Origin of the sequence: Rheinheimera riviphila (genome assembly GCF_004005945.1) — a bacterium.
In the GTDB taxonomy this organism is placed as follows: Bacteria; Pseudomonadota; Gammaproteobacteria; order Enterobacterales; family Alteromonadaceae; genus Pararheinheimera; species Pararheinheimera riviphila.
Window position 1 is genome coordinate 102,436 of sequence record NZ_SACS01000008.1, and the last position, 15,808, is coordinate 118,243.

The 15,808-nt window shown below is 49.9% G+C and carries 12 protein-coding genes; 7 read left to right on the forward strand and 5 right to left on the reverse strand.

What is annotated here, in order from left to right; translation table 11 throughout:
• Positions 1-33 precede the first annotated feature (33 nt).
• The 4 genes from EOE67_RS09325 to EOE67_RS09340 all read left to right on the forward strand — a co-directional run bounded on the left by EOE67_RS09325 (position 34) and on the right by EOE67_RS09340 (position 4,448).
• Positions 34-879: an AAA family ATPase gene (locus EOE67_RS09325; protein WP_127698820.1), complete on the forward strand. Its 846-nt coding sequence runs from the start codon at positions 34-36 to the stop codon at positions 877-879.
• A 4-nt stretch (positions 880-883) separates the two neighbouring features.
• Positions 884-2,059 (forward strand): vWA domain-containing protein, encoded by a 1,176-nt coding sequence (locus EOE67_RS09330; protein WP_127698821.1) that lies wholly within the window; start codon positions 884-886, stop codon positions 2,057-2,059.
• A gap of 154 nt (positions 2,060-2,213) precedes the next feature.
• Positions 2,214-3,236 (forward strand): RDD family protein, encoded by a 1,023-nt coding sequence (locus EOE67_RS09335; RefSeq protein WP_127698822.1) that lies wholly within the window; start codon positions 2,214-2,216, stop codon positions 3,234-3,236.
• Between the two features lie 90 nt (positions 3,237-3,326).
• Positions 3,327-4,448, forward strand: a complete 1,122-nt coding sequence (locus EOE67_RS09340; RefSeq protein WP_127698823.1) for a beta-ketoacyl-ACP synthase III — start codon at positions 3,327-3,329, stop codon at positions 4,446-4,448.
• A 264-nt stretch (positions 4,449-4,712) separates the two neighbouring features.
• Here EOE67_RS09340 and EOE67_RS09345 read toward each other — a convergent pair whose 3' ends face one another.
• The 4 genes from EOE67_RS09345 to pabB all read right to left on the reverse strand — a co-directional run bounded on the left by EOE67_RS09345 (position 4,713) and on the right by pabB (position 8,781).
• Positions 4,713-5,015 (reverse strand): isoamylase early set domain-containing protein, encoded by a 303-nt coding sequence (locus EOE67_RS09345; protein ID WP_127698824.1) that lies wholly within the window; start codon positions 5,013-5,015, stop codon positions 4,713-4,715.
• A gap of 242 nt (positions 5,016-5,257) precedes the next feature.
• Entirely contained in the window at positions 5,258-6,640 is a 1,383-nt protein-coding gene (locus EOE67_RS09350) for an L-serine ammonia-lyase (protein WP_127698825.1), read from the reverse strand.
• A 160-nt stretch (positions 6,641-6,800) separates the two neighbouring features.
• Positions 6,801-7,358, reverse strand: coding sequence for a CoA pyrophosphatase (locus tag EOE67_RS09355; protein WP_127698826.1), 558 nt, complete (start codon positions 7,356-7,358; stop codon positions 6,801-6,803).
• Positions 7,348-8,781, reverse strand: coding sequence for an aminodeoxychorismate synthase component I (pabB, locus tag EOE67_RS09360; protein ID WP_127698827.1), 1,434 nt, complete (start codon positions 8,779-8,781; stop codon positions 7,348-7,350). Before pabB ends, EOE67_RS09355 begins: the two co-directional genes overlap by 11 nt.
• Before the next feature lie 210 nt (positions 8,782-8,991).
• Here pabB and EOE67_RS09365 point away from each other — a divergent pair, with 210 nt between their 5' ends.
• The 3 genes from EOE67_RS09365 to EOE67_RS09375 all read left to right on the forward strand — a co-directional run bounded on the left by EOE67_RS09365 (position 8,992) and on the right by EOE67_RS09375 (position 14,816).
• Positions 8,992-10,515 carry a fumarate hydratase gene (locus EOE67_RS09365; RefSeq protein ID WP_127698828.1) on the forward strand — a complete coding sequence of 508 codons (1,524 nt, stop codon included), beginning with the start codon at positions 8,992-8,994 and terminating at the stop codon, positions 10,513-10,515.
• 83 nt (positions 10,516-10,598) lie between these two features.
• The gene (locus EOE67_RS09370) at positions 10,599-12,641 is read left to right on the forward strand and encodes an alpha/beta hydrolase family protein (RefSeq protein ID WP_127698829.1); all 2,043 of its coding nucleotides are present in this window, start codon (positions 10,599-10,601) and stop codon (positions 12,639-12,641) included.
• A 222-nt stretch (positions 12,642-12,863) separates the two neighbouring features.
• The gene (locus EOE67_RS09375; protein WP_127698830.1) at positions 12,864-14,816 is read left to right on the forward strand and encodes a methyl-accepting chemotaxis protein; all 1,953 of its coding nucleotides are present in this window, start codon (positions 12,864-12,866) and stop codon (positions 14,814-14,816) included.
• A gap of 115 nt (positions 14,817-14,931) precedes the next feature.
• Here the strand turns inward: EOE67_RS09375 and fghA are convergent, their stop codons facing one another.
• Positions 14,932-15,789, reverse strand: a complete 858-nt coding sequence (gene fghA, locus EOE67_RS09380; RefSeq protein WP_127698831.1) for an S-formylglutathione hydrolase — start codon at positions 15,787-15,789, stop codon at positions 14,932-14,934.
• Between the last annotated feature and the right edge of the window lie 19 nt (positions 15,790-15,808).

Genomic DNA, 15,808 nt, shown 5'->3' on the forward strand with positions numbered 1-15,808 from the left:
TGTTATAAGCATAGGTTTTATAAAGGAAGTCTAATGAGTTTTCAAAGTAATGATCAATATATTGTCAGCGCAGAACTGGCGCTGGCGGTGAATGCTGCTATAGCACTGGAAAAACCGTTGTTGATTAAAGGCGAACCGGGCACCGGTAAAACTCAGCTGGCGTTGCAACTGGCCAGAAGCCTGCAATGTGATTTGATTCAATGGCATATCAAATCGACCACCAAAGCGCAGCAAGGTTTGTACGAATATGATGCCGTGTCGCGGCTGCGCGATAGTCAGCTTGGCGATAGTAAAGTGCAGGATATTGCAAACTACATCAAACCCGGCAAGTTATGGCAGGCATTTACTGCCAGCAACAGGCCCATTTTGCTGATTGATGAAATCGATAAAGCCGATATCGAATTTCCCAATGATCTACTGCATGAACTGGATCAAATGGCCTTTGACGTGTACGAGACCGGCCAGACCATCAAAGCCAAACAACGACCTATTGTGATCATCACTTCGAACAACGAAAAAGAGCTGCCGGATGCCTTTTTGCGACGCTGTTTTTTCCACTACATCCGCTTTCCGGATAAAGAAGCCTTGGCACAAATTGTTGATGTGCATTTGCCAGACTTGCGTCGTGACTTACTGAGTGAAGCGTTGGAGTTGTTTTTTGGCCTCCGCGAGATGTCGCAGCTGAAGAAAAAACCTTCGACTTCTGAACTGATCGACTGGCTGAAGCTGTTGCTGGCAGAGCAAATTCCGGCGGCCACTTTGGCGCAAAGTAAACAACAGGGCGGTTTGATGCCGCTGTACGGTGCATTGTTGAAAAACGAGCAAGACGTCGCGCTGGTAGAAAAGTTGTTGTTTATGGCCAAACGCGCAGGACGATAAGCCAATGCTGATTGATTTTTTCCTGACGGTGCGCCGTTATGGCGTGCCGGTCAGCATCACCGAATGGCTGGATTTACTAAAAGCGCTGCAGCAACAACTGGTGTTTGCCGATGCTGAACAGTTTTATCAGTTGGCGCGGTTGTGCCTGGTCAAAGACGAAGTGCATTTTGATAAGTTCGACCGCGCCTGCGCCGAATATTTCGACGGCGTAACGCAAATTGATTTAGCCAGCGCAATTCCGGAGGAATGGCTGGTACCAGGTATGCTGAAGCAGCTGTCGGACGAAGACAAAGCAGCGTTGCAAAGTCTGGGTGGGTTGGAGAAACTGCTGGAAGCCTTTAAAGAACGGTTAAAAGAGCAGCAAGAACGCCATGCTGGTGGCAATAAATGGATCGGCACCGGCGGCAGTTCACCTTTTGGTGCTTATGGTTTTCATCCGGAAGGGATTCGGGTAGGCCAACAAGGTAGTGGCCAGCGTAAGGCGGTGAAAGTCTGGGATCAACGGCAATTCAAGGACCTGGATAGTAAAGCTGAACTGAATAATCGCAGTATCAAGTTGGCGCTTCGACAGTTACGCCGTTTCGCCCGCACCGGCGCGCAGCAGGAACTTGATTTAGCCGGCACCATTGCCGCCACTTCAAAACAAGCCGGTTGGCTCGATTTAAAGTTTCAAAACGAACGCCACAATGCAGTTAAAGTGCTGATGTTGTTTGATATCGGCGGTTCGATGGATGACCATGTCGAACAGGTACAACAATTATTCAGCGCGGCGCACGGCGAGTTTAAGCAGCTGGAATTTTTCTATTTTCACAACTGCGTCTACGAGCATGTCTGGAAAAGCGCAAAACGCCGGCCGCAGGATATGTTGGCAGTCGATACGCTTATTCACACCTATGGCGCTGATTACAAACTTATTTTTGTCGGTGATGCCACGATGGGTCCTTATGAAATCAGCTATCCCGGCGGTAGTGTCGAGCATTTTAATGCGCTGGCAGGCGAAGTCTGGTTGCAAAAACTACTGGGGCATTTTGGCAAGGCCGTCTGGTTAAACCCACAACCGTTGGCCTGGTGGGGGCATTATCAGTCGATTGAATTGATCAAGCAGCTAATGACAGAGCGGATGTATGATTTATCGCTGGATGGATTGTCACAGGCGATCCGCGCACTGCAGCGCAAATAACGCCAGCGTCGGTATCTGCAGATTAATATGCATAAGTAATTGGTTATAAAGTGAAAATCACCGTTAACATCCGCAGTGAAACTGTTTACAACAGGTTGGAAACGTCAGTAAGATAACTGCAGAGTTTTCCGTGCCGTAGCCAAGGACTTTCACCATGCTTCCGATTGAAATAACGACACCGCAAGCTGAACCAACCGGCGTGGCACTAACCGCCAAAGAAACCCGCGCCATTATTACGCCTTACGCTTTTCATGTAGATCCCGAATTACTGGGCGTGCCGTTGGCGAGTCCAATACGGCGCGGTGTCGCCATGGCCATTGATGGCCTGATTGTGCTCGGTCTGGCCAAAGCCAGTTTGCTGGTGATGGTGCCGGTGTTAGCCTACCTGGTGTGGTTACGCCTTAAGGCGCAAAAGTATGTTCAGGTGTTGTTATTGCTGTTGGCCGGGTTTGTCGCCGTCGGATCGGCCGAATATGCGCCGGAGATATTGTTTGAAGCGCCGGAGACGACCAGCTCTTCTAAAGAACTAGACGTTGAAACTTCTGTGCAAATTGGCTTGGCAGCGGTGGCAATGGCCAAAGAAAGTTGCCACGACGGTTGTGTCGCTAAAGAGCTCAAATCGGTGCGGCGGATGATGCAAAAACAACAGATTGACCGCGCCATGGCGACCGATGTGATGACTGGGCTACTGGAGGGCAGTCAGCTGAGCGAAGAACGCCAGGCTCAGATGCTTGACGAAGTGCTGAAACATTACCCGATGTCTGAGGCACAGGTTGCGGCAGTCGATGGTGTAAAGCAACAATTACCGAACACCGAAGCCTGGTACGTGCCTGATCCAGAAACCAAAAGTATTATGGAGTGGGTGAACGGCGTGTTGCAGGATTTAGGCATTGGTTTTGGCTGGGCGGTGTTTTATTTTACCGCTTTTGTCGGTTGGACCAATGGCCAGACGATTGGCAAAAAGCTCTGTCAGATCCAAATTGTCCGACTGGATGGTGTGCCGTTGGATTTGTGGCAGGCCTTTAGTCGGCAGGGGGGGTATGGTGCTGGTTTTGCCACTGGTTTACTCGGGTTTTTGCAGATTTTCTGGGACCCAAACCGCCAGGCCATCCAGGATAAAGGCTCAGGTACCGTGGTGATCCGTTTAAATAAACCAAAACAGCCTTTGCATCATTGAGCCGCAGTTCGGTTATACTGGTACGACATCCCAAACAAGCGACCTGTCAAAGAGTCGTGTCAAAGACGAAGATAGCGCGGTGGAGTTATTATGAAAGATGTTGTGATCAGTGGCTCCGGGGTATTCACCCCAGCTTCAATCGTCACCAATGAAGAATTGGTGGCCAGTTATAATCAGTATGTTGATTTATTTAATGCCGAAAACGCAGCGGCCATCGCCGAAGGTGAAGTTGTAGCGATGGAATATTCCAGCTGCGAATTTATCGAAAAAGCTTCAGGCATCAAATCACGTCATGTGCTGTACAAAGAAGGCATTCTGGATCCAAATGTGATGCAGCCGGTTTTTGCCAAACGTGGTGAAGATGAAATTCCGGAAATGGTCGAAATGGCCATCGTTGCTGCCAAAGAAGCCATGGCACAAGCAGGCAAAACCGCTGCCGATATCGATTTAATTATTTGTGCCGCCTCTAATATTCAACGCGCTTATCCGGCGTTATCCATTGAATTACAACAACAATTAGGTGCAGCAGGTTACGCTTTTGATATGAATGTGGCTTGTTCATCAGCCACTTTTGCCATCAGCAATGCGGTGAATGCAATTCGCGGTGGGATGGCCAAAGTGGTGTTGGTGGTGAATCCGGAATTTGCCTCACCCCAGGTGAATTACACCAGTCGCGACAGTCATTTTATTTTTGGTGATGTGTGTACTGCCACCATTATTGAAACGACGGACACCTGTACTGCCGACAACAGCTGGAAAATTCTCGGCATGAGTTTAAAAACCGAATTTTCCAACAATATTCGTTGTGACGTCAGCTACACCGACCATTGTCATCCGGAAGTTGACCCTTTAACGCCATTTTTTAAACAACAAGGACGGAAAGTTTTCAAAGAATTATTGCCGATCGTCGCGGATGTTATTCTGACCGAAATGGCACGGTTAGATGTAGCGCCAGATGATTTAAAACGTTTATGGCTGCATCAGGCCAATATCAATATGAATGTTTTTGCGGCGCGCAAAATTCTCGGCCGCGAACCTGAAGCGGGCGAAGCGCCGTTGGTATTGGACACTTATGCCAATACCGCTTCTGCCGGTTCCATCATTGCTTTTCACCAGAATAAACAAGGCTTAACCGCTGGGGATAAAGCCGTGTTGTGTTCATTTGGTGCTGGGTATTCGGTGGGTTGTTTGGTGCTGGAACGTTACCGCTAACTGCAAACAATCCTGATATCGAAAAAAGTCCTGCGCTAGAGCGTGTTGACCATTGGTGGATAGTTTTGCAGCAGTTTGGCTGGCTTTTATGCAAGGCATCGCCCGCGATGTGTAGTGGGTCTACATGAGCGGGCGATAACGCCGCAGAAAGGTCAGCCAAGCGCTGCCCGAAGGGTTCAAACGGGAGCCGCGTACTTCGCGGTGCCTGTGGTGGACAGGCGGTTCTCGGTTGAACAAAAGTTATACACCAAAGGTCTACACGCTCTAGACCCGCAGGACTGAGTTTTGATCATAAGATACCGGCGATGGTACAAAACCATCAGCTTCTGCATCGTTTTGCCACTGCGCACCGTCAATTAAATAACGGAACTCAAATTGCTGATCGGTGGGTAAAGTGAGGGTGGTGCTGAAATCGCCATTTTTCTGCTTTTTCATCACAGCCGCCTCCCAGTTGTTAAATTCGCCAAGTACTGCAACGGATCCTGCTGCCTGAGCTTGCTCTGCGGGCACGATGAAGGTCACTTTGCATGCTGGTTTGGTTTTCAGATATTGTTTACTGATCGACATGTCCTGCTCCTTGTGGTGGTACTTCTAAAGCCCTAAATTCCAATCCTGCTGATGGAACTATTTCAAGCTAGCACAAAACTGCGCTCAAAAAAAAGACAATTTTGCGACCAAAAGGTTGCAATCGTATGCTGAAAGTGACGATGTAAGGCGACAGGTTGAAAGACAAACAAAAAAGGAGGCGGAGCTAATTATTAACTTAGGTCATAATTAGCTCCGCCCCCTTTTTTATGCTGTCCGAATAATCAGCACTCGATAATATTCACCGCAAGGCCGCCACGTGACGTTTCTTTGTATTTGCTTTGCATATCGCGACCCGTGTCCCACATGGTTTTGATCACTTTATCCAATGACACTTTATGCTCGCCGCTGCCGCGTACCGCTAAACGTGAAGCGTTGATGGCTTTGACCGCGCCCATGGCGTTACGCTCGATACAAGGCACTTGTACCAAGCCACCGACTGGGTCGCAGGTCAAACCCAGATTGTGTTCCATACCAATTTCGGCCGCGTTTTCAACGTTTTCGACCGAGCCACCGATAATTTCAGTTAAAGCGCCAGCGGCCATCGAACAAGCCACGCCAACTTCACCCTGACAGCCGACTTCAGCACCAGAAATGGAGGCATTTTTCTTATATAAAATACCAATGGCGGCTGCAGTCAGCAGATAGCGGCAATAGATATCCGGCGTTACCGGCTGCACGAATTTATCGTAATACATCAGTACCGCTGGAATAATTCCGGCGGCGCCATTGGTGGGTGCAGTTACCACGCGGCCACCCGCGGCGTTTTCTTCGTTGACAGCCAGTGCAAATAAATTAACCCAATCCATCGCTTGCAGTGGATCTGAAGTTTTTTCAGCACAAAGCCTGCGGTGTAGCGCTGGAGCTCGGCGTTTTACTTTTAAGCCACCTGGCAAAATGCCTTCGGTGCGGATACCACGTTGCACACAGTCGAACATGGTTTGCCAGATGGCGCCAAGTTCCGCTTGGATTTGCGTTTCTGAGCGCAATACTTTTTCGTTTTCCATCATCAAACCGGCGATGGACAGGCCATGTTCTTTACACAGCGCCAGCAGCTCGGCACCGCTTTCAAATGGGAATGGTGGTGGATTGTTGGCAGCAAATTGACTGGCCGCTTCTTTTTCCTGCGAAAAATCTTCGGCGCGGACAATAAAACCGCCACCAATCGAGAAGTAAATTTCGCTGTGAATAATTTCTTTGTTGCCGTTCAGCGCAATCAGCTCCATGCCGTTGCTGTGCTCTTTCAGCGTTTTACGGCGGTGAAAGATAATTGCGCCTTCGCGCGGAAAATTGACCAGTTGTTTGCCATCAAGGTTAATTTGTTGGCTTTCATCAACTTGCTTCAGGATGCCAGGAATTTGATCGGGATCGCAGTGCTCAGGTAGGTTACCGGCCAGACCTAAAATAACCGCTTTACCGGTACCGTGGCCGACACCAGTCTGACCTAACGAGCCAAATAACTCGACTTTGACGCTATGCACTTGTGACATCAATCCGGCTTCTGCCAGATTTTCGGTGAATTTTTTTGCGGCGCGCATCGGGCCTACGGTGTGAGAACTGGACGGGCCTATGCCGATGCTGAACATATCAAATGCGCTGATAATCATGAATTTAGACTACTGTGATTAAAAATGTGGCCCCATTGTAGCGGAACCAGCTCAGTTCTGTAAGTCGGGTTGTAACTGGTCAGTGTAGATTCTATCTCTATTATTATCGGATAAGTGTCCGCTGTACGATGCAAAAGACAATCTTAAACCGACACTAACCTCAAGGCGCCTGAATTTGTTCGGCCAGTTGGTGCAAAATCGCTGCGGTGGCGCCCCAGATCAATTGGTCCTGAAAAGGTAAAAAATGCAGTTGCTGCTGGCGATAGGGCTGACTGAACCAACGTTGTTTGCGGTATTCGTTACTGAGGGCATAACTAAGCGGCAGACTAAAAGCTGCCGCCACTTCGGTTGTTTGCAGTCGCAAGGTTGGAGGTTCCCCCAGCAGCCCGAGCCATGGCGAAACGACAAAGCCAGTGGACGTCGACATCGCTGGAAGTGATCCTAAAATCTTAATGGTCGCCGCTGAAACACCCACTTCTTCTTCGGTTTCCCGCAGGGCGGCGTCAACAGCCGTTTCACCCGTTTCAATTCGACCTCCCGGAAAACTGATTTGCCCCGGATGATGGCGCAAATGCATGGCTCGGCGGGTCAGCAACAACTGTAACTGCTGTTGCTCAGGCCACAATAACAGCATCACTGCGGCATTGGCTGGCGGTAATAAAGCTGCCGCTGGTTGCCGTTGCAGTAAAAATCGTGGTAACCACTGCTCAAGCGTCATCAGCTTTACCAATCTTTGCGAGGACCGGCAAAATCCGGGCGACTTTATCAAAAGTTTCCTGATACTCACTGGCCGCATTGGAATCAGCGACAATTCCGCCACCGGCCCAACAATGAATCTGCTGGTCGGAACAAACCAAGGTACGGATGGCGATATTGGTGTCCATATGACCATGTTGGCTAATATAACCAATAGCACCGCAATATACTGAACGGCGACAAGGTTCTAATTCTTCAATAATTTGCATGGCACGGATTTTGGGCGCTCCGGTAATAGAGCCACCTGGAAAAGCCGCTCTTAATAAATCTGCCGCCTGATAGTGATCGGCAAGTTCTCCGACGATGGTCGACACCAGATGATGCACCGCCGGAAAGGATTCAATACTAAAAAGTGCCGGCACTTTGACACTGCCGGTTTTGCAGACTTTGCCTAAATCGTTACGCAGTAAATCAACAATCATTACATTTTCAGCGCGATCTTTTGGCGATAGCCGCAAAGCCTCTGCACTTTGTTGATCAAGCACCGGATCTGCAAAACGCGGTTTGGTGCCTTTAATCGGTTTGGTTTCGACCAGCCGTTGTTTTAGTTCTAAAAAGCGCTCAGGTGAAATCGACAACACCACACCTTGTTTTAACCGTAAAAACGCAGAAAAGGGCGCGGCGTTGGTTTCACGCAGTGCCAGATAGGCCTGCCATTCATCACCCTGATAAGTCGCGGAAAAGCGTTGCGCCAGATTGATTTGATAACAATCACCACTTTGCAGGTACTGCTGAATTTGTGCGAATCTAGCAAAGTACTCAGTTTGCGTGAGATTAGCCCGCCATGCTGAACGCAGTGCAAAGTGGTGGGCCGGCTGTTCGTTTTGCAGTATTTGAGCTACATCAGCGAGCGGAAATTTCAAACTAAGGCGCTGTAAAAACCATTGTTGTTGCACCAGCCAGCCATTTTCAGCATCACCTCGGCAATCGACATACCAAAGCTGTTTCAGTTGTTTATCCAGCACCAAAGCCCAGGCATAAATTCCAAACGCCAGATCAGGTAAATTAATGTCGTTGATGGCTAAATCCGGCATCGGCTCGATGGTCCGTCCTGCGTCATAACCTATATACCCCAGCGCGCCGCCACAAAAAGGCAAAGTACAGCCATCGGCCGGAACTTCCGGCAAAAGTGCCGCCTGCAAGGTTTTTAGCTGCAGAAAAGGGTCTTGTTCGGCTTGGTGCAGCTGGCCATCAAGCTGCCAGACACAATGCCGGCCAAAAGCTTCCAGCGTGGCCAGCGGTTGACATACCAAAATGTCGTAACGGCTATTGACGTGATCCGGCGCAGCAGAATCGAGCAACATGGCATAAGGTAAATCGGCCACCAGCGCGAAATAATCCAGCAGGTTTTCAGGCGATTCGGGTAATAAATAAGCGAAAGACATACAACAAAATCCCGGGTACAGGGCAGCCAGTTACAAAACTTGCCGGAGGCGACTAGCCGCTGGAATTGATGCGGGGTATGATACCAGCCCTGCTTAAAAAGAACAGCGTGGCGCCGGTTTGGCAAGAAACCGGTGCCCGAAATACTAATGGTGGCACGTGGCCCGAGAATGGCGCGATGTGCCCCCAAACAGCACGCATAAGGGCAAAACATGACCGTGATCCGCCAGCAAGACTTTATCGACAGCATCGAAGATGCACTGCAATACATCTCTTTTTATCACCCATTGGATTTTATCCAGGCGCTGGAAAAGGCGTATCACAAAGAGCAAAACCAGGCCGCCAAAGACGCGATCGCCCAAATTCTGATTAACTCGCGGATGTCCGCTGAAGGCCACCGGCCCATCTGTCAGGACACTGGGATCGTCACTTGTTTTGTCAATATCGGCATGGACGTCAAGTGGGATAAAACCGACCTGACAGTACAGCAGATGGTCGACGAAGGCACCCGTCGTGCTTATATGAATCCAATCAATCCGCTACGCGCATCCATTGTTGCTGATCCGGCAGGTTCCCGTAAAAACACCAAAGACAACACCCCAGCGGTGGTACACATTAATTTAGTCGCTGGTCATCATGTGGAAGTGGCGATTGCCGCCAAAGGCGGTGGCAGCGAAAACAAAACCAAAATGGTGATGTTAAACCCATCAGACTCAGTGGTCGAGTGGGTGCTGGAAACCTTACCAAAAATGGGTGCGGGCTGGTGTCCACCAGGCATGCTCGGTATTGGCATCGGCGGCACTGCCGAAAAAGCGGCGGTACTGGCCAAAGAAGCCTTAATGGAGCCGGTTGATATTCAGGATCTGATTGATAAAGGCGCTGAAACTGGCGAAGAAAAGCTGCGGTTAGAACTGTATGAAAAAGTAAACAAGCTCGGCATTGGTGCCCAAGGTTTAGGCGGGTTAACCACAGTGGTGGATGTAAAAATCAAATCAGCGCCAACCCATGCCGCTTCTAAACCTGTGGTGATGATCCCAAACTGCGCCGCTACCCGCCATGTCCATTTTCATTTAGATGGTTCAGGCCCGGCGCATTTACCGGTACCAAAACTGGAAGACTGGCCGGAAGTGACCTGGGAGCTGGGGGCCAATGTGCGCCGGGTGAACTTAAATACCGTGACCCCTGCTGATGTATTGGACTGGCAAGCCGGTGAAACGGTGTTGTTGTCCGGCAAAATGCTGACCGGCCGTGATGCAGCGCATAAACGCATTGCCGACATGCTGGCTGCTGGACAAGGTTTACCTGAAGGCGTTGATTTTAAGAATAAATTTATCTATTACGTCGGCCCGGTTGATGCGGTCGGTGACGAAGTGGTGGGGCCCGCGGGTCCAACAACTGCCACGCGGATGGACAAATTTACCGAAATGATGCTGGGCGAAACTGGCTTACTCGGCATGATCGGTAAATCGGAACGTGGTGACGCGACGGTGGAAAGTATTCGTCAGCACAAAGCGGTGTATCTGATGGCCGTTGGCGGCGCCGCTTATCTGGTGTCGAAAGCGATTAAACAAGCCCGAGTGGTGGCTTTTGCCGACTTAGGTATGGAAGCGATTTACGAATTTGATGTGGTCGACATGCCAGTAACGGTCGCCGTTGACAGTCAGGGGAATAACGTGCATAAACAAGGGCCTGCGATCTGGAAAGTGAAGATCGGCGAACTTGAAGCGCAACAATAACCGCACTTTAAAACAGCATACAATAACAATAAAGACGTGCCGGTTGCGAATGCGCCGGCCCGATATCCCGGGAGACCATTCGTATGAAAGCATGGGCACAATTAGCGCCGGTTGTGATGGCAGGGCTGGCAGTTTGCGCAACTGCAGCTCAAGCCAAGACCGCTTTAACCATCGAACACATGAACAAACTGAATAAAATTTATGACGTGGTGTTGTCCAGTGACGGCCGCTATCTGGTGTATGGCCAGAAAAATGGTGGTTTAAATCCGGCGGACAGCACGGCCGATCTGTATCTGATGGATTTGCAGGACGGCAATAAAGTTAAGCGTTTGACTGATAGCGATAGCAAAGAACATTCGGTGAAATTCAGCAGCGACGACAGCAGTCTGTATTTTATTGCCGATCGCAGTGGTTCGTCTCAGGTTTGGCAATTACCGTTAACTGGCGGTGAAGCACGGCAAGTCACGGCGCTGCCGCTGGATGTGCAGGGTTACCTGGTCTCAGGCGACGGTAAAAAACTGGTACTGGCCTTGGATGTGGTGCCAGGTTGTGCTGATATTGCCTGTACTGTCGATGCCAATAAAAAAAATGCTGATAAAAAAGACACCGCCATGGTCTATGACCAGTTGATGGCAAGGCACTGGGACACCTGGGAAGACGGTTTAAAATCGCACTTTTTTGTCGCAGATGTCACAGCTTCTAAAATCACCACTGCCAAAGATTTAATGCCAGAGTGGAATACCGATGTGGCAGGCGTTGCCGAAGCATCGTTTACCCCAGACGGTCAAAATCTGGTATTCAGCGCCAAAATTCCGGCCAAAGATCAGGCCTGGCATACCAATTTTGATATTTTTCAGGTATCGCTTAAAGGCGGTGAAAAAATCAATCTGACCAAAGACAATCCGGCCTGGGATGCCAAACCATCATTCTCGAAAGACGGCCGTTATATGGCTTATCTGGCGATGAAAAAACCACAATTCGAGGCCGATCGGTTTGCCTTGATCCTGCTGGATTTAGCCACCGGTGAGCGCAAAGAACTGGCTCCGGAGTGGGATCGTTCGGTCAATGAATACGTGTTTGGCCCGGATAACCGCACTTTGTATGCCACCGCGCAGGACTTGGGTCAGGTCAGCGTGTTTTCAATCAATAGTGCCTTTGGTGAAGTGTCAAAACTGTATTCAGATGGCAGCGCCGGTAGCCTCAATGTTGCTGGTGGCAAAGTAGTGTTTACCAATCATCGTCTGAATCAGCCAACTGAGATTTACCAGCTTAAAGGTGAATCGGGCATGGCCGATCAGCTGACGCAGGTGAACGCTGAAAACTTAAAAGACATTCAGTTTGCCGAATTTGAACAGTTCAGTTTCCCGGGTGCCAATGAAGACACTGTTTATGGCTACTGGATGAAACCATGGAATTTCCAGGAAGGCAAAAAGTATCCGATGGCCTTTATTGTGCACGGCGGCCCACAAGGCAGTTTTGGCAATATGTTTAATGCCCGCTGGAATGCGCAGCTGTGGGCGGCGCAGGGTTATGGCGTGGTGATGATCGATTTCCACGGCTCGACGGGTTATGGTCAGGCCTTTACCGATGCCATCAGTCGTGACTGGGGTGGTAAACCGCTGGAGGATCTGAAAAAAGGCTTTGCCTATATCATCGAAAACCAGAAATGGCTTGATGGCGGTAACGCCTGTGCATTAGGCGCTTCGTACGGTGGTTATATGATGAACTGGATCGCCGGCAACTGGCCAACCGGATTTAAATGTTTAGTCAATCACGCTGGTTTGTTTGATATGCCATCGTTTTACGGTAGCACGGAAGAGCTGTGGTTCCCGGAATACGATATGGGCGGCCCGGTCTGGAACAAAGAAGCGGATTACCACAAGTTCAATCCGTCCGCTTTAGTTGACAACTGGCAGACGCCAATGCTGGTGATCCATGGCTTAAAAGACTACCGCGTGCCGTATGCGCAGGGCTTAGCTGCATTCACAACGTTGCAGCGCAAGGGCATTGAATCGAAGCTGGTGGTATTTCCTGATGAAAATCATTGGATTTTAAAGCCTGCCAATGCCGAACGTTGGTACAACGAAGTGTTTAGCTGGATGAAACAACAGACCAGCAAGCAGTAAATCTGCATTCATAAAATACCGCAGCACGTCTGCGGTATTTTTTTGTGGAAATTTTGTCACAAATGAACCTCCGAGAAACCAAGTTGTCCCTTTTGTTGCAAAATTGTCAGTCTGGATTATCTTTAGAGCTCAAATACCTAAAACCACTAAATACCTAAAATAACAAATATCGTAATCCCAACGCTTTACCCTAACGTTACCCCGACACAAGGATCAGATGTCATGCGTTTCACTCAGAAAATCAAATTAATCAGCTTACTCACCGCGTTAATTCCTTTGGTCATCGCGACGTTATGCGTCACCTTGCTGGCACGTGCTGAGTTGTTTGCCCAGGCTGAAGCCAAGCTCGTGGCGGTACGGGAAATTAAACAACGTCAAATCAATGCGTTATTTAGTGATTTTGCCGCAGGGCTTGGCGCTGTGCATGCGGTGGTCGACAGCCAGTTTGACCCAGCTCAGCCACAAGCACTGCACGAAGCACTATTACCGATTTCACAACAGCTTGGTTTTTACGACATTTTTATTATTAACCCGGCGGGCACTGTGTTGTATTCAGTGGCAAAAGAGGCTGATTTCCAAAGCAATTTAATCAATGGTCCTTATGCCAGCTCTGGTCTTGCGAAGTTATTCCAGCGGGTCAAAGGCAAAGGGCAACAGGTGCTGATTGAAGATTTTGCACCTTATGCGCCTTCCAATGGCCAGGCGGCGGCCTTTATGGCGCGGGAGCTTAGCAGTAACGGCGAAAGCTGGGTGGTGGCGGTGCAGTTGTCGATTGACCGCATTAATTCGGTGATGCAAGTGCGCGAAGGCATGGGGAAAAGTGGCGAAACTTATTTAGTTGGGCCGGATCAACGGATGCGCTCGGACTCCTTTCTTGATCCTCAGAAGCGCACGGTACTGGCTTCGTTTGCCGGCAGCGTCCAGCAAAATGGCGTGGTGACAGCGTCAAGCGAAGCGGCGTTACAAGGCGAGGCCGGATTGTTGTATATCGATGATTACAATGGCAATCCAGTAGTTTCTGCATACTCGGCACTGGATATTTTCGGCTTGCACTGGGCATTGCTGGCGGAGATTGATGTCGCAGAAGTAGCAGCCCCGGCAACACGGATGTTGTGGATTGGCTTGGGTATCATCATCGCCGCTATTGTGTTGGCGCTGTTAGCCGCCAGGGTCGTTAGTTTTTATGTATTGTCGCCGCTGGGTGGGGAACCGGCGGATATGGTCGATATGACCAGCCGCATTGCCGATGGTGATTTAACCATGTCGTTATCCGGAGCCTCTCAAACCAGTTTAATGGGCTGGCTTAGCAAGATGCAGCAGCAATTACGACGGTTGATTGGCCAGTTGGTGGGCGTTGGTCAGGCGCTGGAAATGGCGGCAGCACAAAATTCCTCTGCGCTCACTCAAGCTGATGGCAGTTTACAAATTCAGGCGCGCGAAACGGAAATGTTGGCCACGGCGATTGAGGAAATGAGTTATGCCGCGGCCGAAATTGGTAGCAACACGGTGCTGGCGTCGGACGAGGTGAGCGCCAGTCAAGCCGCTGCTGCCAAACTTACTCAGACCATTGGGCATGTCAGCGCCAGCCTTGAGCAAACGCTGGCGGCTTTTGCACAGATGCGCCAGCAAGTTGGCCGTTTGGACGAGGACAGCCAGCAAATTGCCTCGGTAGTGGCTGTGATCACTTCGATTGCCGATCAAACGAATTTGTTAGCGCTTAATGCGGCGATTGAAGCGGCCAGAGCGGGCGAACAGGGTCGTGGTTTTGCGGTGGTGGCGGATGAAGTGCGGCAGCTGGCCGGTAAAGTGCAGCTGGCAACCCGTGATATTGCATCGGTGATCCAGGGCCTGCTGCAGTTATCAAATAGCCTGAACAGCAGTAGCGCTGGTTGTGAAGCCATTGCCAACGATACCAAAACCGAAGCACAGTCGATGCAACAACAAGTGGATGATATTGATGGCCGGTTGCAGCAGTTAAAACAATTGATGGCACAAACTGCCACCGCGGCGGAGGAGCAGACCAGTGTCAGTGCGACTTTAGCTAAAGGAATTTCCAGCTTGAGTGCGGCGGCGGAAGAAAATAGTACTGCGATTAGTGAAGTCGCTTCCAGCACCCGTGGGCTGTTGGGGCTGGCGACTGAACTAGGTACTGCGGTAGGGCAGTTTAAAGTCTAAATCTAAGCTTGGCGGTTTAGTTGGGTACGATTGCGTATTGTTGATCGTACTTGTTAATCGTACCCAACGAACCTCAGAGCTTAACGTTCGTTACTGTTGATTATTCATAAAACGATTATTCAACAAGCGGATTGTTCAGTAAATAACCAGCATGAAACCGCAAGTGTTGTTCGATAAAACTAGCGATAAAATAGTAGCTATGGTCGTAGCCTGGGTGAATTTCCAGTTGCAACGGCGTGCCGCTGGCTTCGGCAGCCTGACGCAGTTGTTCCGGAAACAGCTGAGTTGCCATAAACTGATCAGCCTCACCCTGTGATACCAACATCGGCAACTGACTGCCCAGTTTGGTCATTAGCAGGCTAGCGTCATAAACGTCCCAGTTGCACTGATCTTCACCGAGATAAGCGCTAAAGGCCTTTTTGCCCCAGTCGCATTGCACTGGGTTGGCAATCGGCGCAAAAGCTGACACGGCACAAAATAGTTCTGGCTCACGCAGGGCAATCACTAAAGCACCATGACCGCCCATTGAATGACCGCTGATCGACTTTTGTGCGGTCAAAGGTAAGTTCGCTTGGCATAACTTTGGCAATTCCTGCGTGATGTAATCGTACATTTGATAGTGTTGTTGCCACGGTGCTTGCGTTGCGTTGACATAAAAACCAGCGCCAAGACCGAGATCATAAGCGCCATCGGCAGCATCTGGCACACCTTCGCCGCGTGGGCTGGTGTCAGGAATAATTAACGCAATGCCAAGTTCAGCGGCAATGCGTTGGGCGCCTGATTTCGCCGAGAAATTTTCATCGGTACAGGTGAGACCTGACAGCCAATACAGCGCCGGCACCTGATGGAATTCGGCTTGTGGCGGTAAGTATACTGAAAACTGCATATCGCATTGCAGGGTCTTGGAACGGTGGGAAAATCGTTTTTGCCAGCCCTCAAACAAGCGCTGGGCAGTCAGTTGCTGCAATGCCATAAATACCTCTGCGGAAGAT